The sequence below is a fragment of the Dyella lipolytica genome, from assembly GCF_030160075.1.
GTDB classification, from domain to species: domain Bacteria; phylum Pseudomonadota; class Gammaproteobacteria; order Xanthomonadales; family Rhodanobacteraceae; genus Dyella_B; species Dyella_B lipolytica.
Map to the genome: position 1 here is coordinate 1,885,536 of NZ_BSNQ01000003.1, position 24,988 is coordinate 1,910,523.

At 61.6% G+C, this 24,988-nt stretch carries 19 protein-coding genes and 2 tRNA genes; 5 read left to right on the forward strand and 16 right to left on the reverse strand.

Annotated elements, in window-relative coordinates; genetic code table 11:
* Positions 1-68: 68 nt before the first annotated feature.
* Positions 69-1,454 carry an FAD-binding oxidoreductase gene (locus QQL64_RS10000; RefSeq protein WP_284398810.1) on the reverse strand — a complete coding sequence of 462 codons (1,386 nt, stop codon included), beginning with the start codon at positions 1,452-1,454 and terminating at the stop codon, positions 69-71.
* A 109-nt stretch (positions 1,455-1,563) separates the two neighbouring features.
* Here QQL64_RS10000 and serA point away from each other — a divergent pair, with 109 nt between their 5' ends.
* From serA to pbpC, 3 genes are all read left to right on the forward strand, one after another.
* A complete protein-coding gene (gene serA, locus QQL64_RS10005) occupies positions 1,564-2,796 on the forward strand; it encodes a phosphoglycerate dehydrogenase (RefSeq protein WP_284398813.1) in 1,233 nt (410 codons plus the stop codon).
* A gap of 128 nt (positions 2,797-2,924) precedes the next feature.
* Entirely contained in the window at positions 2,925-7,913 is a 4,989-nt protein-coding gene (locus tag QQL64_RS10010; protein ID WP_284398816.1) for an alpha-2-macroglobulin family protein, read from the forward strand.
* Positions 7,914-7,968: 55 nt separating this feature from the next.
* Positions 7,969-10,356, forward strand: a complete 2,388-nt coding sequence (gene pbpC / locus QQL64_RS10015) for a penicillin-binding protein 1C (RefSeq protein ID WP_404600999.1) — start codon at positions 7,969-7,971, stop codon at positions 10,354-10,356.
* A gap of 51 nt (positions 10,357-10,407) precedes the next feature.
* Here pbpC and QQL64_RS10020 read toward each other — a convergent pair whose 3' ends face one another.
* The 10 genes from QQL64_RS10020 to thrS form a co-directional block, all read right to left on the reverse strand.
* Positions 10,408-11,145 carry a hypothetical protein gene (locus tag QQL64_RS10020; RefSeq protein WP_284398819.1) on the reverse strand — a complete coding sequence of 246 codons (738 nt, stop codon included), beginning with the start codon at positions 11,143-11,145 and terminating at the stop codon, positions 10,408-10,410.
* 167 nt (positions 11,146-11,312) lie between these two features.
* A tRNA-Pro gene (locus QQL64_RS10025) sits at positions 11,313-11,389 on the reverse strand.
* A 62-nt stretch (positions 11,390-11,451) separates the two neighbouring features.
* Positions 11,452-11,808, reverse strand: coding sequence for a MerR family transcriptional regulator (locus QQL64_RS10030; RefSeq protein ID WP_281852334.1), 357 nt, complete (start codon positions 11,806-11,808; stop codon positions 11,452-11,454).
* Positions 11,789-12,091: an integration host factor subunit alpha gene (ihfA, locus tag QQL64_RS10035; RefSeq protein ID WP_126674889.1), complete on the reverse strand. Its 303-nt coding sequence runs from the start codon at positions 12,089-12,091 to the stop codon at positions 11,789-11,791. The genes QQL64_RS10030 and ihfA overlap by 20 nt, the downstream gene beginning before the upstream one ends.
* Before the next feature lies 1 nt (position 12,092).
* On the reverse strand, positions 12,093-14,483 hold the full coding sequence (gene pheT, locus QQL64_RS10040) for a phenylalanine--tRNA ligase subunit beta (protein ID WP_284398827.1): 2,391 nt from the start codon (positions 14,481-14,483) through the stop codon (positions 12,093-12,095).
* Positions 14,484-14,504: 21 nt separating this feature from the next.
* A complete protein-coding gene (gene pheS, locus QQL64_RS10045; protein ID WP_284398830.1) occupies positions 14,505-15,500 on the reverse strand; it encodes a phenylalanine--tRNA ligase subunit alpha in 996 nt (331 codons plus the stop codon).
* 104 nt (positions 15,501-15,604) lie between these two features.
* Complete coding sequence (gene rplT, locus QQL64_RS10050; RefSeq protein WP_128898432.1) at positions 15,605-15,964, reverse strand: 50S ribosomal protein L20; 360 nt, start codon at positions 15,962-15,964, stop codon at positions 15,605-15,607.
* Between the two features lie 16 nt (positions 15,965-15,980).
* Complete coding sequence (gene rpmI / locus QQL64_RS10055; RefSeq protein WP_019467379.1) at positions 15,981-16,178, reverse strand: 50S ribosomal protein L35; 198 nt, start codon at positions 16,176-16,178, stop codon at positions 15,981-15,983.
* A gap of 204 nt (positions 16,179-16,382) precedes the next feature.
* On the reverse strand, positions 16,383-16,907 hold the full coding sequence (infC, locus tag QQL64_RS10060; protein WP_345782647.1) for a translation initiation factor IF-3: 525 nt from the start codon (positions 16,905-16,907) through the stop codon (positions 16,383-16,385).
* Positions 16,908-16,948: 41 nt separating this feature from the next.
* Positions 16,949-18,850 (reverse strand): threonine--tRNA ligase, encoded by a 1,902-nt coding sequence (gene thrS / locus QQL64_RS10065; protein ID WP_284398831.1) that lies wholly within the window; start codon positions 18,848-18,850, stop codon positions 16,949-16,951.
* Positions 18,851-19,175: 325 nt separating this feature from the next.
* Between thrS and QQL64_RS10070 the strand changes: the two genes are divergently transcribed.
* A complete protein-coding gene (locus tag QQL64_RS10070; protein WP_284398833.1) occupies positions 19,176-20,189 on the forward strand; it encodes an NAD-dependent epimerase in 1,014 nt (337 codons plus the stop codon).
* A gap of 20 nt (positions 20,190-20,209) precedes the next feature.
* Here QQL64_RS10070 and QQL64_RS10075 read toward each other — a convergent pair whose 3' ends face one another.
* From QQL64_RS10075 to uvrB, 3 genes are all read right to left on the reverse strand, one after another.
* A complete protein-coding gene (locus tag QQL64_RS10075) occupies positions 20,210-20,659 on the reverse strand; it encodes a CopD family protein (protein WP_284398836.1) in 450 nt (149 codons plus the stop codon).
* Positions 20,660-20,724: 65 nt separating this feature from the next.
* A tRNA-Val gene (locus QQL64_RS10080) sits at positions 20,725-20,799 on the reverse strand.
* Between the two features lie 52 nt (positions 20,800-20,851).
* Positions 20,852-22,888: an excinuclease ABC subunit UvrB gene (gene uvrB / locus QQL64_RS10085; RefSeq protein ID WP_284398839.1), complete on the reverse strand. Its 2,037-nt coding sequence runs from the start codon at positions 22,886-22,888 to the stop codon at positions 20,852-20,854.
* Positions 22,889-23,038: 150 nt separating this feature from the next.
* On the opposite strand from uvrB, the gene QQL64_RS10090 reads away from it, so the two are divergent.
* The gene (locus QQL64_RS10090) at positions 23,039-23,584 is read left to right on the forward strand and encodes a GspH/FimT family pseudopilin (RefSeq protein ID WP_284398843.1); all 546 of its coding nucleotides are present in this window, start codon (positions 23,039-23,041) and stop codon (positions 23,582-23,584) included.
* 11 nt (positions 23,585-23,595) lie between these two features.
* On the opposite strand, the gene QQL64_RS10095 is transcribed toward QQL64_RS10090, so the two are convergent.
* Together QQL64_RS10095 and QQL64_RS10100 are read right to left on the reverse strand one after the other, a co-directional pair.
* Positions 23,596-24,099, reverse strand: coding sequence for a TPM domain-containing protein (locus tag QQL64_RS10095; protein ID WP_284398845.1), 504 nt, complete (start codon positions 24,097-24,099; stop codon positions 23,596-23,598).
* Between the two features lies 1 nt (position 24,100).
* Positions 24,101-24,988 carry a TPM domain-containing protein gene (locus tag QQL64_RS10100; RefSeq protein WP_404601023.1) on the reverse strand — a complete coding sequence of 296 codons (888 nt, stop codon included), beginning with the start codon at positions 24,986-24,988 and terminating at the stop codon, positions 24,101-24,103.

Here is a 24,988-nt window from a genome sequence, read left to right on the forward strand (position 1 = left end):
ACCGGTGGTTTGGGACGCCCATGGTACGTGTGGAACGCCGCCCAACCCAAGCCAGGGGTGCTCTGATCTCAGACAAACAGCTTGCCGGGATTGAGAATTCCGTTGGGATCGAACACCTGCCGCACACCACGCATCAGCGCGATCTCGGCCGCGCTGCGGGTGCTCTCCAGGTAGGCGCGCTTGACCAGGCCGATGCCATGTTCGGCCGAGATACTGCCGCCATGGCGCTGCAAGGTATCGGCCAGCAGCTTGGTCACATGCTCGCACTGCGCGATGAAATCCGCGTCGGAAAGCGATTCCGGCTTCAGCACATTGATGTGCAGGTTCCCGTCGCCGATATGGCCGAACCACACCACGTCGATATGCGGGTATTCGCGCCCCAGCAAGGACTGCATGTCATGCAGAAACGCCGGCAGCGCGCCGATGCGCACCGAGACATCGTTCTTGTACGGCTTGTGCGGCGCCAGGCTCTCGGTGATGCCTTCGCGCAAGCGCCATAACGCGGCGGCCTGCGCATCGCTTTGCGCGATCACACCGTCGCTGATCGCGCCCTGTTCCACGCCTTGCTCGAATGCGGCCAGTGCCGCCTCCTGCGCGCGTTCGTCGGCTGCTTCGAACTCGGTCACCACGTAATACGGATGATCGCCTTCGATGGCGCGCTGCGCCCCATGCGCCAGTACGTGTTTCAAGGCCACATCGGTGAAGAACTCGAACGCCTGCAACGATAGACGCGCACGGAACAGAGCGAAGACCCGCATCAGCGCATCCATGTTCGGCAGCGCCAGCAACATCACCTGCGAAGCAGGCGGAGGATCGGTCAAACGCAAGGTGGCTTCGACCACGATGCCCAACGTCCCTTCCGAGCCGATCATCAACTGGCGCAGGTCGTAACCGCTGGAGTTCTTGATCAAGCCGCGGTTGAGATCCAGCAACTCGCCGTTGCCGGCCACCACTTTGAGACCGGCGATCCATTCACGCGTATTGCCATAACGGATCACCCGGATACCGCCGGCATTGGTGGCGATCGTGCCGCCGATGGAACAGGAGCCGCGCGCGGCGAAATCCACGGGATAAATCAGGCCATGCCCACGTGCCGCCTCGTGCACGGTTTCCAGCACGATGCCCGGCTGCACTGTCAGCGTGCGGTCGACCGCGTCGAAACCCACCACGCGATTCATCCGTTCCAGGCTCAGCACCAGCTCGCCATGCGCTGCCACTGCCCCGCCGGATAGCCCCGTTCGACCACCTGAAGGCACGATGGCTACTTTCTGCTCGTTGGCCCAGTGCACGATGCCCTGCACTTCTTCGACCGAGGCCGGCAGCGCGATCGCCAGGGGCGCCGGCGTCCAGCGCCGGGTCCAGTCACGGCCGTAGTGCTCCAGATCGCCGGCATCGGTAAGCAGGCGCAGGTCGGGCAGGCGGCGGGCGAGATCGGCAAGGCGGGGATCGGTCATGGCGGCTCCGGGAGGAAGCCTCCAGCCTGCCAGCGCATCGCATGGGCGTCTAGTGCTGCATCGCGACAAAATCTGGCATAGTGTTTAGACATCCAAACACCGGGCCGCCATGAAGACCTCGTTCCCCAGGCAAGACATCAAGGTGCTGTTACTCGAAGGCGTCAGCCGCACGGCCGTGGAAGTGTTCGAGCGCGCCGGCTACAGCCAGATCGAGTACCACGCCAAATCATTGCCTGAAGACGAACTCAAAGCGCGCGTCGCCGACGCGCATATCATCGGCATCCGATCGCGTACACATCTCACCGCCGAGGTGTTGGAACATGCCAAGCGGCTGATCGCCGTAGGCTGCTATTGCATCGGCACCAATCAGGTCGAGCTGACCGCCGCAGCACGACTGGGCGTTCCGGTGTTCAACGCACCCTACTCCAACACGCGCAGCGTGGCCGAGCTGGTGATCGCCGAGGCGATCATGCTGCTGCGTGGCATCCCGCAAAAGAACGCGCTATGCCATCGCGGTGGCTGGACCAAATCCGCGTCGGGCAGTTTCGAAGTGCGCGACAAAGTTCTGGGCATTATCGGCTACGGGCATATCGGCACCCAGGTTGGCGTGCTGGCCGAAAGCCTCGGCATGCGCGTGATTTTTCATGACATCGAGACCAAGCTTTCGCTGGGCAACGCGCGTGCCGCGGGCAATCTGGACGACCTGCTCGAACGCGCCGACGTCGTGACGCTGCATGTACCCGAAACGCCCGCTACCAAGCTGATGTTCGGCAAGAACGAACTGGACCGGATGCGTAAGGGCTCGCTGTTGATCAACGCTTCGCGCGGCACGGTGGTCGACATCGACGCGCTGGCCGATGCGTTGCGCAAGGAACATCTCGGCGGCGCCGCCATCGACGTGTTCCCGGTCGAGCCGAAGGGCAACGACGATCCATTCGTCTCGCCGCTAATCGGCATGGACAACGTCATCCTCACCCCGCATATCGGCGGCAGTACGCTGGAAGCGCAGGACAACATCGGCATCGAAGTCGCCAGCAAGCTGGTGCGTTACAGCGACAACGGTTCCACTCTCTCTGCCGTCAATTTCCCCGAAGTCGCGCTGCCCGAGCATCCGCGAAGCCGTCGCCTGCTGCACATCCATCGCAACGTGCCCGGCGTGCTCTCGCGCATCAACGAATTGTTTTCAGCCGGCAATATCAACATCGACGCGCAGTTCCTGCAGACCAATGCGGACGTGGGCTATGTGGTGATCGACGTTTCCGCGGACGAGCAGCAGGCCGCTTCGTTGAAAGACAAGCTGGCGGCGATACCAGGGACGTTGCGTACGCGAGTGCTTTATTGAGGGTAACGCCCGCCCGGCCGGACCGATAAACCGGCCGACTGGCCTCTACTCAATCAAGTCGCCACAGCCCCGCCTCCGCGTCGCCACAAAGGCGTGCGAAACTCTTCGCTAGACTCAGGGAGGGTTCTATGAAGCGTCTGTCGATCGGCCGCCGTCTACACGGCGGGTTGGTAGGGCTGTTGTTTTTGGTGTCGCTGGGCCTGCTGAGCGCATGCCATCACCACGAGGCCGGTAGTCCGGCTTTGCAAGGGGCGCCGGCAGGAAGCAGTTCGACACATGCCGCCGCGACGCAGCCGTTCTCGCTGCTCTCGGCCAGTTCGCAGACGACTGATTCGCGTACCGCGATCGCTCTGCATTTCAGCGCCGTGTTGGCATCGGCGCAGTCCTTCGACCAGCTGATTGCCGTGACCGGGCCGAATGGCGAAGTGGTCAGCGGCAGCTGGGGCCTGCAGGACGACGGCAAGACCTTGAACTTCCCGTTCGTGAACCCGGACCAGCATTACGCCGTGGTACTGCACGCCGGCCTGCTGGCAGCGGATGGACGCACGCTGGGGCACGAGGTGAAGCGCGATGTCTATTCCGGCAATCTGCAGGCAGCCGTCGGTTTTGCCTCGATGGGCAGCGTGCTACCCGCGCGCGGTTCGCGCGGTCTACCGCTGGTGTCGGTGAACGTGCATGACGCGGACATCGAGTTTTTCCGCGTGCACGACGATGCGCTTTCGGACCTGTTCTGCGCTTATCCAGACAACAAGCATCGGGATAACTACGAGCTGGACCATCAGCCCAACGATTGGAGCCGCTGCGAGCATGGCGACCGCGCGAAGCGCGCGATCACCGACATGGGTGACTCGGTTTACGCCAACCATTACACGCTCGGCGGCGCGCAGAACGAACGCACCGTTACGTATATCCCCGTGCAGGATGTGTCGCAGCTGGCGCAGCCGGGCGTTTATATGGCCGTGGTCAAACAGGGCGGCACGTTTGCCAACGGTTATGACACGGCGATTTTCTTCGTCAGCGATCTGGGTTTGCATCTGCGCGTCTACCACGACAATGTCTTGCTGCATGTCGCGTCGCTGCACGACGGCTCGCCGATCAGCGGCGTGGAGGTGGAAATTGACGGTGCCAGCGGCAACGCAAAACTGAAAGCCACCACTGACGGCGACGGCAACGCCTTGATCGCCTACAAGGTGGACCCGGCAGATGTATTGATCGCCCGCCACGGTAAAGATGTGTCGGTGCTGCCGTTCAACCGGCCCGCGCTGGATGTTTCCAACTTCGACATCACCGGTCGGCCGGAAGCGCCGTTCGAAGTGTTCGCCTGGTCCGGGCGCGATCTGTATCGCCCCGGCGAGACGCTGCACGCTTCGGCCTTGCTGCGCGATTACGACGGCAAACCGATGAAGCCGCAGGCGCTGTTCGTGCGCCTGAAGCAACCGGACGGACGCAGCCTGGTGGATACCCGCCTGGATCCGCGCGATCTCAACTACTTCGATCTCAGTCAGGTGATTCCGGAAGATGCACCCACCGGTCTCTGGCAACTGGAGTTCCGCCTCAACCCGGGTAGCAAGGAAGCGGTGCAGGCCTTCCCTTTCCACGTCGAAGAATTCCTGCCTGAGCGCCTGAAAGTGGATCTGGCGAGCCCGCAGGCGCGATTGGTTCCCAACGAACCACTGAAGCTCGCGGTGACGTCCAGTTATCTCTACGGCGCGCCCGCCGATGGCAATCGCTTCACTGCCAAGTTGCTGGTGAAGCCGGAAGTACATCCGTTGCCGAATCTGCCCGATACCTTCTTCGGCAATCCGCTAGTCGATCTGCCCAAGAACGCGAACGATGTGGTGGACACCAAGCTGGATGCGCAGGGTCATCTCGAACAAGACGTTGCCCTGCCCGATGATGTGAAACCCGTCGCACCGTTGGCGGTGACCCTCTCCGGCAGCGTGTACGAAACCGGTGGCCGCGCCGTCACTCGCCTGTTGAACAAGGTCTACTGGCCCGCACCTGAACTTGTCGGCGTGCGTCCGCAGTTCGATCCCACCCAAGGCGCAGAAAGCCAGGGGCGTGCATCGTTCGAAATTCTGCGCGCCGATGTGGACGGCAAGCTCGTTGCGGGCTCGCATCTGAAAGTACGGTTGCAGCGCGAAATCCGCGACTTCTATTGGCTGTACGAGCACGGCGACGAATGGAAGTCCAACGCCAACGTGCAATTGCAGCAGATCGATGAAAAAGACATCGACATAGCGGCCGGTCAGCGCGCGCAGGTCGACTTTCCCGTGGAATGGGGCGGCTATCGGCTGGAGGTGTACGACCCCGATACCAAACTCACCACGGTCTATCCCTTCTTCGCCGGCTATAGCTGGGATGACGAAAACACCGGCAAGGAAGCGCGGCCGGACAAGGTGAAACTGGCCCTGGATAAGGCGCGTTATCGCGCTGGCGACACCATGAAGGTCACCGTCACACCGCCGCACGACGGTCCCGGCGTGCTGCTGATCGAATCGGATCACCTGCTCTACACGCGCAATATCGATGCGACCGCAGGTGCCACGTTCGACATTCCCGTCACCAAGGATTGGGAGCGCCACGATGTCTATGTCGTCGCGTTGGTGTTCCGCGGCGGCGATGCCACCGAACGCACCACGCCGGCACGCGCGATGGGCATCGAACACGTGACCATGGATCGCAACGACCGTCGCATTCCCCTCAAACTGAGTGCGCCGGCGATGATGCGTCCGGGCAATCCACTCGATGTTACGGTGCAGGCGCAAGGACTGTCGGGGCAGCATGCCTACGTCACGCTCTCGGCAGTGGATCAGGGCGTGCTCAACATCACCAATTATCCGGTACCCGATGCCTGGGCCTGGATGTTTGCCAAGCGTGCGCTCGGCATCGATGCCTACGACCTCTACAGCCGTGTGATCGAGGCGATGGACGGTGAACAAGCGAAGCTGCGTTACGGCGGCGACATGAGTAGCAAGGCACTGCCGCATGCGGCACGCCTGAACCCGAAAGTGCAGATTGTCGATCTGTTCGCCGGCCCGGTGGCCTTCGATGCGCAAGGCAAGGCGACGCTGCGCGTGCAGGTACCTGATTTCAACGGCAGCCTTCGCCTCGCCGCGCTGGCCTACACCGACGAGCGCTTCGGCAATGCCGATGGCAACATCACTGTGCGCGCGCCGCTGGTAGTCGAACCCAGCACACCGCGCGTGATGGCCGCAGGCGACAAAGCGCAAATCAGCCTGGATCTGAAAAACCTATCCGGCAAGGATGGCGTAGCCAAGGTCAGTGTGAAGAGCAGCGATTTTGTCCATGTGGACAACGCCGCACGAAGCGTTCCGCTCAAGGATGGCTCAAGCACGACGCTGCTGATGCCTGTAACAGCCAACGCAGGTGCCGGTGTGGCCACCATCGATATCCATGCGCAGCTCAACGACTACCAGATCGATCGGCACTTCGAATTCGCGGTGCGTCCGGCGTGGCCGGAAGAAGTGCGCAGCGTGCCGATGGTGATCGAAGATGGCAAGGCGGTGCGTCTGGATGCGTCGCAAACAGCAGGACTGTTTCCTGCGACAGTGCATAGCCAACTTACGTTGAGCACGCTGCCACCACTGCCGTATAACAGCGCGTTGCGCGAGCTCCTGCTCTATCCCTATGGCTGTATCGAGCAGACCACGAGCAAGGGCTACGCGGCCCTGTACATGGACGAGAAAACTGCCAAGGCGCTCGGCATCGCGGGTTTGAGCGACGCACAGCGACAAGCCGCCGTGGAAAGCGCACTCGCTCGCATCGCCTCGTTCCAGGCCAGCAACGGACACTTCAGTTTCTGGGGCGGGACCAGTCCGATCGAGACGTTCACCACGCCCTATGTCGTGGACTTCATGCTCGACGCGCGCGATGCAGGCTTCGCCGTGCCGCAGGATGTGTTGCAGAAAGCCCTGCAACGCCTCAGCGACGACTTGCTTGCCGGTGGACACCCCTACTTCAGCTATGAGCATCACGATCACATGCGCATTGCCGATGAGGCCTATTCCGGTTTCGTGCTGGCACGTGTCAATCGTGCGCCGCTGGGCACGCTGCGCGCCATTTTCGACAACGATCGGCAAAAACTGGTCGGGCCGCTGCCGCTGGTGCACCTGGGCATTGCGCTCAAGCTGATGGGTGACAACGAGCGCGCACAGAAAGCGATCGACGAGGCGTTTGCCTGGAACAAGGAACGTCCGTGGTACGTAGGCGACTACGGTTCGGACCTGCGCGACCTGGCTGTGATGGTTGCACTGACGCACACCTACGGGATGAACAAGCCCGAATACGATGTCAAATTGATTGATTGGGCACGCAATGCCACTGCCAACGTGCGCGCGACTCAGGAAAAGATTCCTTACTACCACTGGTCGTGGTCTTACCTGAGCACGCAAGAACAGGTGGCGATCGCACGCGTGGCACATGCCTTTGATGCGGCCAGCAACGCACCGCTCGCTGCGTCGTTGAACATCGGCGGCAAAACCGAACAGGTCCCGTCGGACAAGTTCATCTGGACGCGCAACCTCACACCCGCCGAGCTAGCCAGCGGTGTGTCGGTGCAGCCAAGCGGCAAGGCCACCGTGTTTGCAACCTTCGATGTTGCGGGCATCCCGTCGAAAGCACCGGCCGCCGACGCTAGCCAAGTCGATGTTCGACGCGCCTACTTCACTACCGACGGCAAGTCGTGGAGTGGCGACACGCTCAAGGAGGGCGAAAGCCTGATCGTCGAGCTGGTCATCGAAGCACGCATGAATATGCCCGACGCCATCGTGACGGACCTGCTGCCGGGTGGACTGGAAGTGGAGAATCTCAATCTCGGCGGCGCACAACAATGGGAAGGTGTGGTGGTCGACGGTATCGAGATGGATCAGCACACCGGTGCGGCCGACATCGTGCATGAGGAATATCGCGATGATCGCTATGACGCGGCACTAAGACTGTTGCGCGGCCAGGCAGCCCACGTTTTCTATCTCGTACGTGCGGTGACGCCAGGTACGTATGCCGTGCCGCCGCCGCTGGTGGAAGATATGTATCGGCCCGCGGTACGCGGCGTCGGTGCCATGCCACTTAGTTCGCTGAAGGTGATAGAGCCCTGAACCCGTAACGGGCTACGCGGCCACGTTCCGCGTAGCCCGACGACGGACGAACGATATGGATTCCGCATCGCCCGAACCCATTCACCCGCAGATACTCCGTTCTGCGCGTATGCCTCGTTTTCTGCGCAACTTGCTTATTGGCGCTGCCGTACTGCTCTTACTGGCCGTGGTGCTGGATCGTGTATTTCCGCTTCCACTGCCGGCACCCGATACCGGCAGCACCGTAGTACTTGCGCACGACGGCACGCCGTTGCGCGCATTTGCGGACAGCGATGGCGTGTGGCGTTATCCGACCACATCCAAGCAGGTGTCGCCGTTGTATCTGCAGGCGTTGCTGACTTATGAGGATCGCTGGTTCTATCGGCATCCCGGTGTCAATCCGTATGCATTGGCGCGCGGTGTAGCGACTGCGGTGCGTCACGGACATATCGTTTCCGGCGGCTCGACGCTGACGATGCAGGTAGCACGCATCATCACACCGATTCCGCACACCGTTGCCGGTAAGTTCGTGCAGATCTTCCGCGCGCTGCAGCTCGAGGTACATCTGAGCAAGGCGCAGATTCTCAATCTCTATCTCAACCACGCTCCCTTCGGCGGCCCGATCCAGGGTGTGGAAGCCGCATCGTGGGCTTATCTCGGCAAACCGGCTGATCGGTTGTCTCACGCTGAAGCGGCGCTACTGGCCGTACTGCCGCAATCGCCAAGCTTGTTGCGCCCGGATCGCCACTCCGACGCGGCGCGCCGCGCGCGCGACAAGGTGCTCAAGCGCATGCGCGACGAAGGTCTGTGGAGCGAAGCCCAGGTGCGCGATGCAGAAATTGAACCCGTGGTCGCCCGCTCCCTGCGCGCGCCACTGGAAGCGGCGCTGTTGGCCGAACGCCTGCATGAACAGCAGCCGCAGGCGAGACGCATCGTCACCACCATCGATGCCAACCTGCAACGTTCAGTGGAAGATCGCGTCAGCGATTACCTCTCGCGATTGCCGCCGCGCACGTCTGCTGCCGTGCTGGTAGTCGACAATGCGACGCTTGAGGCGAGGGTCTATGTCGGTACGGCGGAATTCGGTGATCCGCTTCGGCTTGGACACGTCGATATGGTGCGGGCGCCGCGCTCTCCAGGTTCCACGCTCAAGCCTTTCCTGTATGGCCTGGCGCTCGACGATGGACTCATCACGTCGCAAAGTTTGCTGGTCGATGCGCCGCAGGACTTCGGTGGTTACAAGCCGGGCAATTTCGATGAAACGTTCAGCGGACCGGTGAGCGTTGCCGAAGCCCTGCAGCGTTCGCTCAATGTGCCGGCGGTGGATGTGCTCGATCACGTCGGCCCTAACCGTTTCGTGGCGCGGCTGGCCAATGGCGGTATCGACCTGGGTCTGCCGCAAGGTGCGCAACCAAACCTGTCCATCATTCTCGGCGGCGCATCGACACGGTTGGAGAATCTGGTAGGTGCGTATACCGCTTTCGCGAATGGCGGTATCGCGGGAGCGCCACGGTATGTACCAGACCAGCCGAAACAGGCGCGTCGCCTGCTCTCGCCAGGTGCCGCATGGATCATCCGCGACATTCTCTCGACCAATCCCGCCGATGTGGAAGGCGCTCCTTTGGATGGCACTATCAATCAACACGGCGCTGTCGCTTGGAAAACCGGCACCAGCTACGGGTATCGCGATGCATGGGCCATCGGCGTTACCGATGGCTGGACGGTGGGCGTGTGGATCGGTCGCCCCGACGGCACGCCGTCCCCCGGACAATACGGCGCGGTGACCTCGTTGCCGCTGATGTTCGCTGTGGTCGATATGTTGCCTGACGATCGCACTCACCCTCACGCGACACAGCCCGCGAATGTACGACGGGTGGATATCTGCTGGCCGCTCGGCGGCGCCGCGTCGGCCACGCCGACTGCACTGTGCCGTCAACGGCGCGTGGCATGGACGCTGGATGGTGCAATGCCGCCCACCTTCGCCGAGCGCGATATCACGGCCTGGTCGGCGGGATTGATAACGGTACGCGTCGATGCTCAAGGGCATCGCCTCAGCGCAACCTGTCGCAGCAAAGTCGAACACCGTATTCAAATCGCCCGCTGGCCTGCATTGGCAACGTCGTGGCTGAGTACGGATGACGCAACGCAGGCCGCCCTGCCGCCGCTGGCACCCGGCTGCGCAGCGGATTCGCTCGATGTCGCCAATCCCATTCGCATTGCCGGGCTTAGCGATGGTGTGCGGCTGCGACAAGCACCGAACAGTGCGCAGCCGCTGCGTGTGACCTTGCAGGCGCTCGGCGCCTCCGGTGAAGTCCAGTGGCTGCTGGATGGACGCCTGCAAGGGAGCAGCCTCGGCAACGCGAACATGCAGTTGGCGTTGCCGCAGGCAGGTGATCATCAGATCACTGCGCTGACGCGCGATGGTGCGTTTGCGCAACTTGCGGTGTACGTCGACAAGTCATAGAAAGGACTGTCGACGTGCAACCTGCCCGGTCATCGCCAGCGTTCGGAAACGTCACTTCACCCGTTTGACCGCAGCGCGACGTTTCGTGGGTGCCTTGGCGGTTTTTGCCGGCCTGGCCTTCAAGGCCGCCCGCTTTTTGGCTGCCGGTTTGCGGCGCTTGTCGGAGGGCGCATCAGCATGGGGTTCGTGGCGATGCTGCACGCGCAGCTCCTCGCGGAACGCATCGGCGTAACTTTTCAGCTCTGTCTTCTGCTTCGCGCTGAGGCCTTTTCCGTGCTCCATATGCTTTTCCATCTGCCGTAGCAGATCGTAGTCGTGGTAGTCGCGGTAGGGCTTGAGGTCGAGATCGACCGGCACCTTGGTAAGGCGCTCGTCGCCAATGCGCTTGACGTATTTCTGCATGAAGCGGTCATAGGCTTGCCACGTGATGCGTTGGGCATGCACGGCAGCCTCTTCGGCGCGCGTTGCGATCTGGTGCGCATGGAGATAGTGCAGCTTGAGCTGGTCGATCAGGGTTTTTTCCACTTCCTCGTGCAGAATCAGGAAGCGATCAACGTCGACGGTGCGGCCGCGAAAGGTAAAGGTCTTGGGTAGATGACGGTCGATATAGATCGTCTGGCCGTCCTGACTGTAGCCAGCGAGATAGGGGATGTCGTGGTTGCGGTCGAGTTTCTTGACCCGGCGCAGGATGGCATCGAGGGCACGATCCAGCATCAGTGACGAGATGTACCAGTCCGGGGTCTTCAACTTCACGTGCGGGGCGTTCGGGTGACAGGTGTTGGACGGCATGGGCGGATCTCCTATCGGCGCAGTGGGGACATTGGCGCAGAGACTAGCGCTTCGCCGTCACTGGCACATGTCCATGCCGGTGGGCTACCGAAACGAAAAACGGCGCCAAGGCGCCGACCACCCAAATAGAAAACGGCGCCAAGGCGCCGTTTACTTTTTCACCGAATTGGTCGGGGCGGCGGGATTCGAACCCACGACCCTTTGCCCCCCAGGCAAATGCGCTACCAGGCTGCGCTACGCCCCGACGGATGCGGTAAAGACGGAAAGTGTATCAGCTTGGGCCGAAACCCCGAAAGACTTCGCCGATTACCGGCGAAGCAACGTAAGCACTTCTTCCAGCTCCATGCGCACCTGGCGCACGATCTGGTGCGACATGCTGGCTTCCATACGGGCCTGCGGGCCTTCCAGCCGAGCGCGGGCTCCGGTAATGGTGAAGCCCTCGTCGTACAGCAGGGAACGGATCTGGCGGATCATCAGCACGTCGTGGCGCTGGTAGTACCGGCGGTTGCCGCGGCGCTTGACCGGATTGAGCGCAGGAAACTCCTGCTCCCAGTAACGGAGCACATGCGGCTTCACCCCGCACAAGTCGCTGACCTCACCAATGGTGAAATAGCGCTTGGCCGGGATGGCAGGTAGTTCGGTGTTATTCCCCTGATCCAGCATAGCCCTCGACTCTCACCTTGAGTTTCTGCCCCGGCCGAAACGTCACCACCCGACGCGCGGAGATCGGAATCTCCTCGCCCGTCTTGGGGTTACGCCCCGGTCGCTGGTTCTTCTTCCGCAGGTCGAAGTTACCGAATCCTGACAGTTTTACCTGTTCGCCCCTTTCCAACGCTTCGCGGACCACCTCGAAATAGGCGTCCACGAACTCTTTTGCCTCACGTTTGTTAAGGCCCACCTCGAGGAATAGGCGCTCGGCCATTTCCGCCTTTGTCAGCGCCGCCATCTTACCCTCGCAATTTTGCCTCGCATGCCGCCTCCAACGCAGACACCGCATTTCGAACGCAGCGATCCGCGTCGTCGTCAGTAAGGGTGCGTGAAGCGTCCTGCAAAATCAAGCCCATAGCGAGACTTTTGCGGCCAGCTTCGACCCCCTTGCCGCTGTAACGGTCGAACAGGCGCAGCTCCACGAGACCGGTTCCCAGACTGCCGCGGATGGCCTGCTCAATTTGTGACCAGCTCACCTGTTCAGGAACGTCGACCGCAATGTCACGGCGAACGGACGGGAAGCGCGGCACCGGCTGCGCCCTTGGCAGCCGGCGGCCCAGCAATGGGTCCAGGGCCAGCTCAAGCACGTGCACGTCCGGGCCCAGGTCGAGGGCCTTCGCCAACTGCGGATGCAAGGCACCCAGGTAGCCGACCGTCAGCCCGTCGCGGGTCAAGCGGGCGCCCCGCCCAGGATGCAGCCATGCCGGTAGGCCATCGGCCTGCACGGACCAGCGTTGGGGCTCACCGCCCCAGGCGATCAAGGCGTCAAGGTCGCCCTTGATGTCGAAGAAATCCAACGGACGCGCCGACTCGCCCCATTGTTCGGCTCGCGCATGGCCGCTGGCGACGACGGCAAGGCTGGGTGTTTCCAGCGGCGGGTCGCCTGCGGCGAATACCCGGCCCAGTTCGAACAGACGGACTCGCTCTTGCTGACGGGCACGGTTGTGCGACAGGGCGTCGACCAGCCCCGGCAACAAGGATGGCCGCATCACCGCCAGATCCGCCGAAAGCGGGTTGGCCAGCGGCACCAGCTGCTCGGTCATACCCCAGCGCTGGAGCACATCATGGCCGATGAAGGCGAGGTTTACGGCTTCGTAGTAGCCGCGCGCCGCCAGTTGCTCGCGCACTGCCAGCTCATTAAGGCGGGCCTCGGGTTCCGCGGCGAGCGTCAACGCGCCGGCCGGCGTGTGCGTGGGAATGTTTTCATAGCCATGGATGCGCGCAACCTCTTCGATCAGGTCTTCCTCGCGCTCGATGTCAAAGCGGCGACTTGGCGCGGTGACCTGCCAGCCATCGGCCGACGGCTCGACCTTCATGCCAAGCGCCGTGAAGATACGTACGACTTCGCCGTCGGCGACGGTGAGGCCAAGCACACGCGCCAGCCGCGCGCGGCGCAGCAGGATCGGCTTCGGCGAACGCAGGTGTTGCGGCAACGTGACGTCCACCAGCGGACCGGCGACACCGCCGGCAATGTCGAGGATCAGTCGCGTCGCATACTCGACGGCGATGCCGGGTAGTTCCGGATCGACGCCGCGTTCGAAACGGTGTCCGGCATCGGTGTGCATGCCCAACTTGCGGCTGCGGCCGATGATGGCCGACGGAATCCAGTGGGCGGCTTCCAGAAACACGTTGCGCGTGTCGTCGGTGACGCGCGTATCCAACCCACCCATGATCCCGCCGAGCGCAACGGCACGCGCTCCTCGGCCACCACGGCTATCGGAGACCACAAGGAAGTCGTCATCCAACTCGACAGTGCGGCCGTCAAGCAGCGCGAGTGGTTCGCGCGCGCGCGCCGGACGCACGACAATCTCGCCTTCCAGCTTGTCTTTGTCGAACGCATGCATGGGCTGGCCAAGTTCCAGCATGACGTACTGCGTGACGTCGACGAGAAAGCTGATCGGACGCAGCCCACTGCGACGCAACCGCTCGGCCATCCACACCGGCGTTTCGGCTCTGGCGTTCACGTTGTCGATGACGCGACCCGCGAAGCGCGGCACGCGCGGACCCGCATCGAGCACGACCTTCATCGTGGCATCGCTTTGAGCAGGCACCGGCGCGGTATCGAGCGGGATCACCTCGCTACCCAGCGCTGCGGCAACGTCGAATGCGATGCCACGTACGCTGAAGCAATCGGCACGATTAGGCGTAAGTTTGATTTCGATGCTGGCGTCCGGCAGACCGAGGTAGGTCGCAAGCGGCGTACCGATCGGCGCATCGGCGGGGAGTTCGAGCAGGCCCGACGCATCGGGATCAACGCCCAGCTCTTTGGCCGAACAAAGCATGCCGAACGATTCAACCCCACGCAGCTTCGCCGCTTTGATTGCGATGCCGCCGGGCAGATTGGCGCCAACGGTCGCCAACGGAGCGACCAGGCCAGCGCGTGTATTGGGTGCACCGCAGACGATCTGCACGACGCCGCTGCCCGTGTCCACCTCACAGACCTGCAGGTGATCGGCCTCCGGGTGCTTCTGGGCGCTGACGATGCGCGCCACGATCACGCCATCAAGCGAGTTGCCCAATGGAGCGACGTCCTCGACCTCCAGGCCGATTGCCGTCAGCGTCGCAGCAAGTTCGTCGCGCGAAGCGCGGGTCGGAACATGGTGACGCAACCAATTTTCGGAGAATTTCATGCGTGTCGGTTCCTGCTGCGATTACGCGAACTGCTTGAGGAAGCGCAGGTCGTTCTCGAAGAACGCGCGCAAGTCGGAGACGCCATAGCGCAGCATGGCAAAGCGCTCAACACCCAGGCCGAAAGCAAAGCCGGTATAGCGTTCCGGGTCGATACCGCAGTTCCGCAGCACGTTCGGATGCACCATGCCGCAGCCGAGCACTTCCAACCAGCGCGTGCTGCCGTCTTCCGCATCCCAGCGAATATCCACTTCGGCCGAGGGTTCGGTGAAAGGGAAGTAGCTGGGGCGGAAACGCATTTCGAAATCGCGCTCGAAGAAGGCACGAATGAATTCGGCCAACGTGCCTTTCAGATCGGCGAAGCTGGAGGTTTCATCGACCAGCAGACCTTCGATCTGATGGAACATCGGCGAGTGGGTCTGATCCGAATCGCTGCGATAGACCTTACCCGGCGCGATGATGCGGATCGGCGGCTGCCGGCCCTTCATCGACCGGATCTGCACTGGCGACGTATGCGTGCGCAACAGGCGGCCGTCGCCGAAATAGAAGGTGTCGTGCATCGCGCGCGCAGGATGATGCGGCGGAAAATTCAGTGCTTCGAAGTTGTGCCAGTCGTCTTCGATTTCGGGACCGTCGGCGCGTTGGTAACCGAGACGCGCGAAGATCGCGGCGATGCGTTCCAGCGCGCGCGTGATCGGATGAATGCCACCGCGCTCTCCGTCGCGACCTGGCATGGTGATGTCGAGCTTTTCGGAAGCGAGGCGGCGATCCAGCTCAGCTTGCTCCAGTGTCTGCTTGCGTGCGGCTAGTGCATCGGCGAGACGTTCTTTCACGCGATTCACTTCGGCGCCGCGCGCCTTGCGCTCATCCGGCGAGAGCGCGCCGAGCGCCTTCAGTGCGGCGGTGACCACACCGCTCTTGCCTAGCAAGCCCACGCGCAGCGCATCGAGCGCGTCGAGCGTGTCAGCCCTGTCGATGTCCGCCAGCGCCTGGGTGGCGCGACTATCCAAGTCATCCATCGGTGCGATTCCAAGGTGGATTCACAGAAACACAAACAAAAACGGGGAGAAGGCGTTTGGCCTTCTCCCCGCTTGATTCACATCATATCGTCAGTGGTTGACGATCAAGCGGCCAGACTGGCCTTCGCCTTTTCTGCGATGGCCCCAAACGCCTTGATGTCGTGCACGGCGATATCGGCCAGCACCTTGCGATCGACGGTGATACCGGCCTTGGCCAGACCGTTGATCAGGCGGCTGTAGGACAGACCGAACTGACGGGCAGCAGCATTGATACGCACGATCCACAGGGCGCGGAACTGACGCTTCTTCTGCTTGCGGCCGATATAGGCGTACTGACCGGCCTTGATGACGGCCTGGTTAGCAACGCGGAAGACCTTGCGACGGGCGTTGTAATAGCCCTTCGCACGGCCGATGATTTTTTTGTGACGACGACGGGCGGTAACGCCACGCTTTACACGAGCCATGGTTTAGTCCTCCGCCTTAGAGATACGGCAACATGCGTGCTACACCCTTGGTGTCGCAAGCTTTGACGTGGTTGGTGGCGCGCAGGTTGCGCTTACGCTTGGTCGACTTCTTGGTAAGAATGTGCGACTTGAACGCATGGCCGGCCTTGAACTTGCCGGACGCGGTCTTGCGAAAACGCTTCGCCGCCGCGCGATTGGTCTTGATCTTGGGCATGGGAATGCTCCGTGATGGGGGTGCTACCCCGGTTTCTGACTGATCTGGCGGTGGCCTCAGGGCCACGCTTTCCGTCCTGCCACGATCGGTTCACGACCCTTCCTTGCGGGTCGAACTGACAAGTATACGTGAGGCGCTGGGCCAAAGCCAGCCAGTTGCCGAGCAACGGCCCTCTCCCTGGCAGGGAGAGGGAAATATGGCGGATTACTTCTTCTTGGGCCCGATCATCATGACCATCTGCCGCCCTTCCAGACGCGGGAAGGATTCGATCTGGCCGTTCTCGCCCACATCTTCCTGAATCTTCCTGGCCAGGTTCTGGCCGAGATCCTGGTGGGACATTTCGCGACCGCGGAAGCGGATGGTGACCTTGACCTTGTCGCCCTCTTCCAGAAAGCGAAGCATGTTGCGCAACTTGATCTGGTAGTCGCCCACGTCCGTCACCGGACGGAACTTCACTTCCTTGATTTCGACCTGCTTTTGCTTCTTCTTGGCCGCCTGGGCCTTCTTCTGGGCTTCGAACTTGAACTTGCCGTAGTCCATGATGCGGCAGACCGGCGGGTCGCCGTTGGGCTGGATTTCGACCAGATCGAGCCCCGCTTCCTCGGCAGCGCGCAGCGCCTCGTCGCGGGTAAGAATGCCAAGCTGCTCGGCATCGGGTCCGATCACACGCACACGCGGTACGCGGATCTCATGGTTGCGACGGTTGCCCTTAGTTTCGGTGGTGGCGATACCACTATCCTCCAGAAGATGTTGAAGTCGACCGTACGGCGTTAGCGCCGCGTCTCGGTCTCCAGGCGTTCGATGAAGCTGGCTAGCGGCATGCTGCCCAAGTCTTCGCCCGAACGGGTACGCACGGAAACAGCCCCCGATTCCTTTTCGCGATCGCCGACCACAAGCAGGTAGGGCACTTTCTGCAACGTATGTTCGCGGATTTTATAGCCGACCTTCTCATTGCGCAAATCGGCGTGCACCCGGAAGCCTTTATCGACAAGGGTTTGCGTTACCTGACGGACATAGTCGGCCTGGGCGTCGGTGATGCTGAACACCTGTGCCTGTACCGGCGCCAGCCACGGCGGCAGGTTGCCGGCGTGGTGTTCGATGAGGATACCGATGAAGCGTTCCATCGAGCCTACGATGGCCCGATGCAACATAACCGGATGTTTGCGTTGACTATGTTCGTCGACGTATTCCGCCCCGAGGCGCTCCGGCATCATGAAATCCACCTGCATGGTGCCGACCTGCCAGGCGCGGCCGATCGAGTCTTTCATGTGGTATTCGATCTTGGGGCCGTAGAAGGCACCCTCGCCAGGTAGCTCGTCCCATTGCACCCCGGCTGAGCGCAAGGCGGCGCGCAGCGCATCCTCGGCGCGATCCCAAACGGCGTCGCTGCCGATGCGCTTGTCGGGGCGCAGGGCGATCTTCAGCGCGATGTCGTCGAAACCGAAGTCGGTGTAGACCTTCATCGCCTGCTGATGGAAGGCGGTGACCTCCGATTCGATTTGGCCTTCCGTGCAGAAGATATGGCCATCGTCCTGCGTGAAGGCACGCACGCGCATGATGCCGTGCAGCGCGCCGGAGGGCTCGTTGCGATGGCAGCCACCGAATTCACCGTAGCGGACCGGTAGATCGCGGTAGCTATGCAAATTGGTGTTGTAGATCTGCACGTGACCTGGGCAGTTCATCGGCTTCAGTGCGTAGGTGCGCTTTTCCGATTCCGTGAAGAACATGTTTTCCTGGTAGTTGTCCCAGTGGCCGGACTTCTTCCACAGGCTGACATCCATGATCTGCGGACCGCGCACTTCCTGGTAGCCGCTGCTGCGATAGACGCCGCGCACGTATTGCTCCACGGCCTGCCAGATGGCCCAGCCGTTCGGATGCCAGAACACCATGCCCGGCGCTTCTTCCTGCTGGTGGAACAGGTCCAGCGCCTTGCCGATCTTGCGGTGATCGCGCTTTTCGGCTTCTTCCAACTGGTGCAAGTAAGCCTTGAGGTCTTTGTCGCTGAGCCACGACGTTCCGTAGATGCGCGTCAGCATCGCGTTGTTGGAATCACCGCGCCAATACGCGCCGGCCACCTTCATCAACTTGAACGCGCGCAGCTTGCCCGTGTTCGGCACGTGCGGGCCGCGGCACAAGTCGGTGAATTCACCCTGCGTGTAGAGCGATAGCTCTTCGTTCGCAGGAATGCTCTCGATGATCTCGGCCTTGTATTCCTCGCCGATACCGCGGAAGAACTTCACCGCGTCGTCGCGCGATTTCACGCTGCGCGTTACCGGCAGTTGTTCCTTCACGATCTTTTCCATCTCCGCCTCGATCTTCACCAGATCGTCCGGCGTGAAGGGGCGCTCGTAGGCGAAGTCGTAATAGAAGCCGTTGTCGATCACCGGACCGATCGTCACCTGCGCACCCGGAAACAGCCGCTGCACGGCCTGCGCCAGCAAGTGCGCCGTCGAATGACGCAGGATCTCCAGCGCATCCGGGCTTTTCTCGGTAACGATCTCGAGGCTGGCGTTGTGGTCGATAGGGAAGCTGGCATCCACCAGCTTGCCGTCCACCTTGCCAGCCAAGGTGGCCTTGGCCAGGCCGGCGCCGATAGAGGCAGCCACGTCCTGCACCGTCACAGGATGGTCGAAGGGGCGTTTGCTGCCGTCGGGTAGCGTGATCTCAATCATGATTCGTACCTGTACGTCACATCTATGACGTGCTTTTTTTGAAGAGTCCGGCCATGGATGGCCGGTTTTTCTTTGCCCGTCTGGATGACGGGCAAAAATAAAGGCGCCAAGCGCCTTTTGTTGGGACACAAGGCGTGGCGGTTATCAGCGTTGGAAGCGGGTAGTTGCCATGTCACACACTCGACCGACGCCTGGGCGCGGGCCACCTTGTCTCCGTGGGTTCGGAACCGAAAATTAGTTTAGCGCACCGCCGGTGTCAATTCAGCGCATCGGCGAAACGAGCGGCCAACGATAGAATAAACGGGACACCTTTCCGGACATTTGCATGCGCATCCTCGTCACCGGCACCGCCGGCTTCATCGGCGCCGCTCTCGCGGAACGATTATTGGCCCGTGGCGACGAGGTCTATGGCATCGACAATCACAACGATTACTACGATCCGGCGCTGAAAGAAGCACGCCTCGCCCGCTTCGCTACGCATCCGAACTACACCCATCTGCGCGCGGATCTTGCCGACGCTGCGGCGATCGACCGAGCCTTTCAGGTATTCCAGCCCCAGCGCGTCGCCAACCTGGCTGCGCAAGCCGGCGTGCGTTACTCACTTAAAAATCCGCAGGCCTACGTACAGAGCAACGTAGTCGGCTTCGTCAACGTGCTCGAAGCCTGCCGCTACGGCAAGGTGGAACATCTGGTGTACGCCTCGTCCAGCTCGGTCTACGGGGCGAATCGCAAGCTGCCCTTCGCGGTAGAAGACGCTGTCGATCATCCCGTGAGCCTTTATGCGGCCAGCAAAAAAGCAAACGAATTGATGGCGCACACGTACAGCCAACTGTACGACCTGCCCACTACCGGCCTGCGTTTCTTCACGGTGTACGGCCCCTGGGGCCGCCCGGATATGTCACCGATCCTGTTCGCTGATCGCATCGTGCGCGGCGAGTCGATCGATGTCTTCAACTACGGTAACCACAGTCGCGACTTCACTTACGTGGACGACATCGTGGAAGGCGTGATCCGCACACTCGATCATGTTGCGCAACCCGATCCGACGTACGACCCGCTGCATCCGAACCCGGGCACATCGAGTGCGCCTTATCGCGTCTACAACATCGGCAACGATCAACCCGTGCAACTGATGCGCTTTATCGAGCTACTTGAGCAGCATCTCGGGCGCAGCGCGGAAAAACGATTGCTGCCGATGCAGGCCGGCGACGTGCCCGATACCTGGGCCGATGTGTCGGCGCTGCGTCGCGACGTGGGCTACGCGCCGAATACGCCGATCGAAACCGGCGTGGCGCGCTTCGCGGAGTGGTATCGCGATTACTATCGCGTCAAAGCGTAACTACGACGAGTTCCGCCGATTCAGAATGGCTTGGCGAGCACTAGATACAACACGCCGAGCAGCAAAAGCACCGGAAGCTCGTTCAGCCAACGCAACGCGCGCGCCGAAGGCAAAGCGCCTCCTTTTTCGCTGCGCTTGATCGCCCGGCCGGCCCAACTGAAATAAATCAGCAGCATTACGACGATGCTTAGCTTGGCGTCGATCCAGTGCATCGACGCGACCACGTTCGGCATCGTCTGGGGAAAGACGCGCCAGCCCTCCCACAGGATCAGGCCAAACACCGCAGCCATGCCGAACAGGTTGTGGCCAAAGCGGTACAGCCGGCGGCCCATGAGCTGCAGCCGGGCGCGTACAGCCGCGTCATCGCCCGCCTCGGCGATATTCACCAGAATGCGCGGCAGGTAGAACACCGTCGACATCCAGGCAATGACGAACAGCAGATGAAACGTCTTGACCCACAGGTAGACCATGTCCGAAGCCCTCGTTCGCGCAAAGAAAAACGGCGTGCCGTAAAGCACGCCGTTTTATCGGGATTTGGTGGGCGGTACAAGGATCGAACTTGTGACCCCTTCCATGTCAAGGAAGTGCTCTACCGCTGAGCTAACCGCCCACAGCTCGCCCGGCTGGCCGCGCGAGCCGTGCAGTATACGGGAAGACCAAAATCAGCGCAAAGCCCGCTCCCGCAGCTGGTGGATCTGGTCGCGCAGGCGGGCCGCATCCTCGAACTCCAGATTTTCGGCGTGTTTATACATTTGGGCCTCCAGCCGCTTGATCATGGCCGAGGCCTGAGCCACGTCCAGCGCCGCATATTCGGCCCCCTGCTCTGCAATGGCCGCAATCGCGCGATCGCGCATCGATTTGCCGCGACCACCACGGCCCGGCACCTCACTGCGCGCCCCTTCCATGATGTCGGCAATGCGGCGCACCACCGACGCAGGCGTGATCCCGTGCGCCTCGTTCCAGGTCCGCTGCTTTTCGCGGCGGCGAGCCGTCTCGTCCATCGCGGCCTTCATCGAGCGGGTGATCTCGTCGGCGTAGAGAATGGCCTTGCCACGGAGATTACGCGCCGCGCGGCCCATGGTTTGGATCAACGAACCGGTGGAACGCAGGAAGCCCTCTTTGTCCGCGTCGAGAATGGCGACCAGCGAAACCTCCGGCATGTCCAGACCCTCGCGCAGCAGGTTGATGCCAACCAGCACGTCGAATTCGCCTAGGCGCAGATCGCGGATGATTTCCACGCGCTCCACGGTTTCGATGTCCGAGTGCAGGTAGCGCACTTTCACATCGTGTTCGCTGAGATATTCGGTGAGGTTTTCCGCCATGCGCTTGGTGAGCGTGGTGACCAGCACACGGTCGCCCATCGCGATACGCTTCTTGGCTTCGCCCAGCAGATCGTCGACCTGGGTGCGGACAGGGCGAACTTCCACTTCCGGATCGATCAGGCCGGTAGGACGCACGACCAACTCGACCACCGCATCGCCGGATTTTTCCAGTTCGTAAGCACGCGGTGTGGCGGAGACATAGATCGAACGCGGGGCGCGGCGCTCCCACTCCTCGAAACGCAACGGGCGGTTGTCCATCGCCGAAGGCAGACGGAACCCGAACTCCACCAGGGTCTCCTTGCGCGAGCGGTCGCCTTTGTACATCGCGCCAAGCTGCGGGATCGTCACGTGCGACTCGTCCACGACGAGCAAGGCATCGGGCGGCAGATAGTCGAACAGTGTCGGCGGCGGTTCGCCCGGGGCGCGGCGGGTGAGGTGCCGCGAGTAGTTCTCGATGCCCTGGCAATAACCCACCTCGGCCATCATCTCGATGTCGAAGCGAGTGCGCTGATCCAAACGCTGCGCCTCGACCAGGCGATTCTCTTTGTAGAGATATTCGAGACGTTCCTTCAACTCGACCTTGATCGTCTCGATCGCGTTCAACACGCTCTCGCGTGTGCTGGCGTAGTGCGTACGCGGATAGACGGTGTAGCGCGGCACTTTGCGGATCGTCTCGCCGGTCAGCGGATCGAACAACGAAAGGTTTTCCACTTCGCCATCGAATAGCTCGATGCGCAACGCTTCGGTTTCCGATTCAGCCGGAAACACGTCGATGATTTCACCGCGCACACGATAAGTGCCTCGACGCAGCTCCATTTCGTTGCGGGTGTACTGCAGCTCGGTCAGCTGGCGAATCAGCGCGCGCTGATCGATGCGTTCGCCGCGCGCCAGAATCAGGCGCAGCGACAGGTAATCGTCAGGGTCGCCCAAGCCATAGATCGCCGAGACCGTCGCGACAATCAGGGCATCTTTGCGCGAGAGCAGCGCTTTCGTGGCCGCTAGGCGCATCTGCTCGATGTGCTCGTTGATCGAGGCGTCTTTCTCGATAAAGGTATCCGACGCGACGACGTAAGCTTCAGGCTGGTAGTAGTCGTAGTAGCTGACGAAGTACTCCACCGCATTGTGCGGAAAGAATTCCTTGAACTCACCGTACAGCTGCGCGGCCAAGGTTTTGTTCGGCGCCAGCACGATGGTTGGACGCTGCACCTGGGCAATCATGTTGGCGATAGTGAACGTCTTGCCCGACCCCGTCACGCCGAGCAGGGTCTGCGCAGCCAGACCGGCTTCGAAACCTTCAACGAGACGGCGGATAGCCTCGGGCTGGTCGCCGGCCGGTTGGTAATCGGATACGAGTTCGAAGCGGTCGCGGTCGGTCATGTTCTTACCTTGCGGGCTCTTTGAGCCATTTTAAATGCTGCATGCTGACATAACCTGTCAGCAGCACCCGACGGCTTACCCATCCAGCAACCCGTTGGCCCGCGAAAAATGAGGCCTAGCATGGCTGGAATGCGGCTATGGAGTGCCAACTTGTCTTTCCGATACACGCAACGAGGCTTTGGACTTATCGAACAGATCATCGTGCTGGTCGTGCTGGCAGTGGTCGCCACCATAGCCGTGCCGTCGTTTCGACACCTGCTCAATGGGCACGAGCTACGTTTGGCGCAAACCGATTACATCGCCGCCTTGCAGCACGCGCGCAACCTGGCCGTGAACGAACAAGTGCGCGTCATCTTTTGTCCCAGCAGGAATGCTTTGACTTGCAACGGTAGCAGCTCATGGAACGACGGCTGGCTGATAGGGCGAGCGGACCCTCAAAACAAGGGTCAGCTTGTCGGGCCGCCGCTCTACGTAGGTGGCAGATACCGAAGCTCGCTCATCATTAGCGGTAGCACTGCGAAAAAATACATCTGGTTCGATCCGGATGGCAGCGCCGCCGGCACCAATCTAAGTCTTTTATTCTGTGTCCGGGGCGAGCCCCAGCGAGTACTGAAGGTGGTGATAGCGCCCAAAGGCCGCGTCAGAGGCGACGTGGTCGACGCGAACGACACCACGCCATGTGCCACATCGGAATAATGCGAGCAGGATCAAAGCAACACGGGCCGATCCGGCAATTCGTCAGGCCTTGCCTTGCCGTGACTGGGAAAATGCTTTGCCAACAACGCATGCGTATCGGTAATGCCACGCAAGGCACCCGCACGCCATTGACCCGCCGCAAAGCTTTCGCGCATGGCGTTACAAATCGCCGTCCATTCTTCAGGTTTGACCCGCCGCGCAATGCCACGGTCGGCCACAATCTCGATGCGATGCTCGGCCATCAACAGATACAGCAGCACGCCGTTGTTGTGTTCGGTATCCCAAACGCCCAATTGGCCGAAAATCTGCCGCGCGCGCGTGTTGGCATCCAACCCCGCCAGCACGGACTGCGGCGCCAGGCGCGCTTCGATCGCGAAACGCACTTCACCCAAATGCGTGTGCTCGCCATCCGCAATGGCAGCCGTCATATCGTCCAGCAAGGCGGGCGGAAAGCGACGATGCAGCTGGAACCAGCCATCGAACACATTCGCGAGCAGTCGTTGCGTGCGCGTCATCTCACCAGCTCCCCGAAGCACCGCCGCCGCCGAAGCTGCCACCACCACCGCTGAAGCCACCGCCTCCGCCAAAACCACCGCCGCCGCCGAAGCCTCCACCACCGCCCCAGCCGCCGAATCCACCCCAGCCACCACCGCCGATGGATCGCCCGGCGCCGGCCGGCAGTAGCATGAAAAGACCGCCCACTATCCCACCCAGAATGCCGATGCCGGCCGAGGCCAGCATCCACAGCAGCCCGCCGACCACGATGCCACCGAGAGGTGCACGCACAAAGGCGCTGGTGCGACCGAAGATGCCGCGCAAGATGATCACGGCGAATATCGCGAGGAAGAAGATGCCTTGCAGATCCGGGCCGTGCTGCTCGACATTGTTACCCTGCACAGGCGGTGGCAAGGACTCGCCGTTGATCAGCAGGGTCAACGCGCCGATCGCATCGTTGATGCCACCGGCGTAATCGTTACTGCGAAACTTCGGCGCGATGTACTCGCGAATGATGCGGGCACAAGCGGCATCGGGAATCGCACCTTCCAGCCCGTAACCCACCTCGATGCGCACCTGCCGATCGTTCTTGGCGATAAACAGCAGAACGCCGTCATCGACACCTTTGCGACCGAGCTTGTTCGCTTCGGCCACCCGCAACGAATAATCGTCGACGGCGTCGGGTTGCGTGCTGCCCACCATGAGAACGACGAGCTGCGCACCCTTTTGTTTTTCCAGATTGGTCAGCTGCGCGTTGAGCTGATCGATCTGCTGCGGCGTCAAGGTTCCGGTGAGATCGGTGACGTGCTGCGTGAGCGTGGGCACCGCCGGAAGATCGTCAGCATACGAAGGCCATGGCGATAGCAGCGCTATCGCCACAACGATCCACAGGCGCACCAAGCGCCGGAT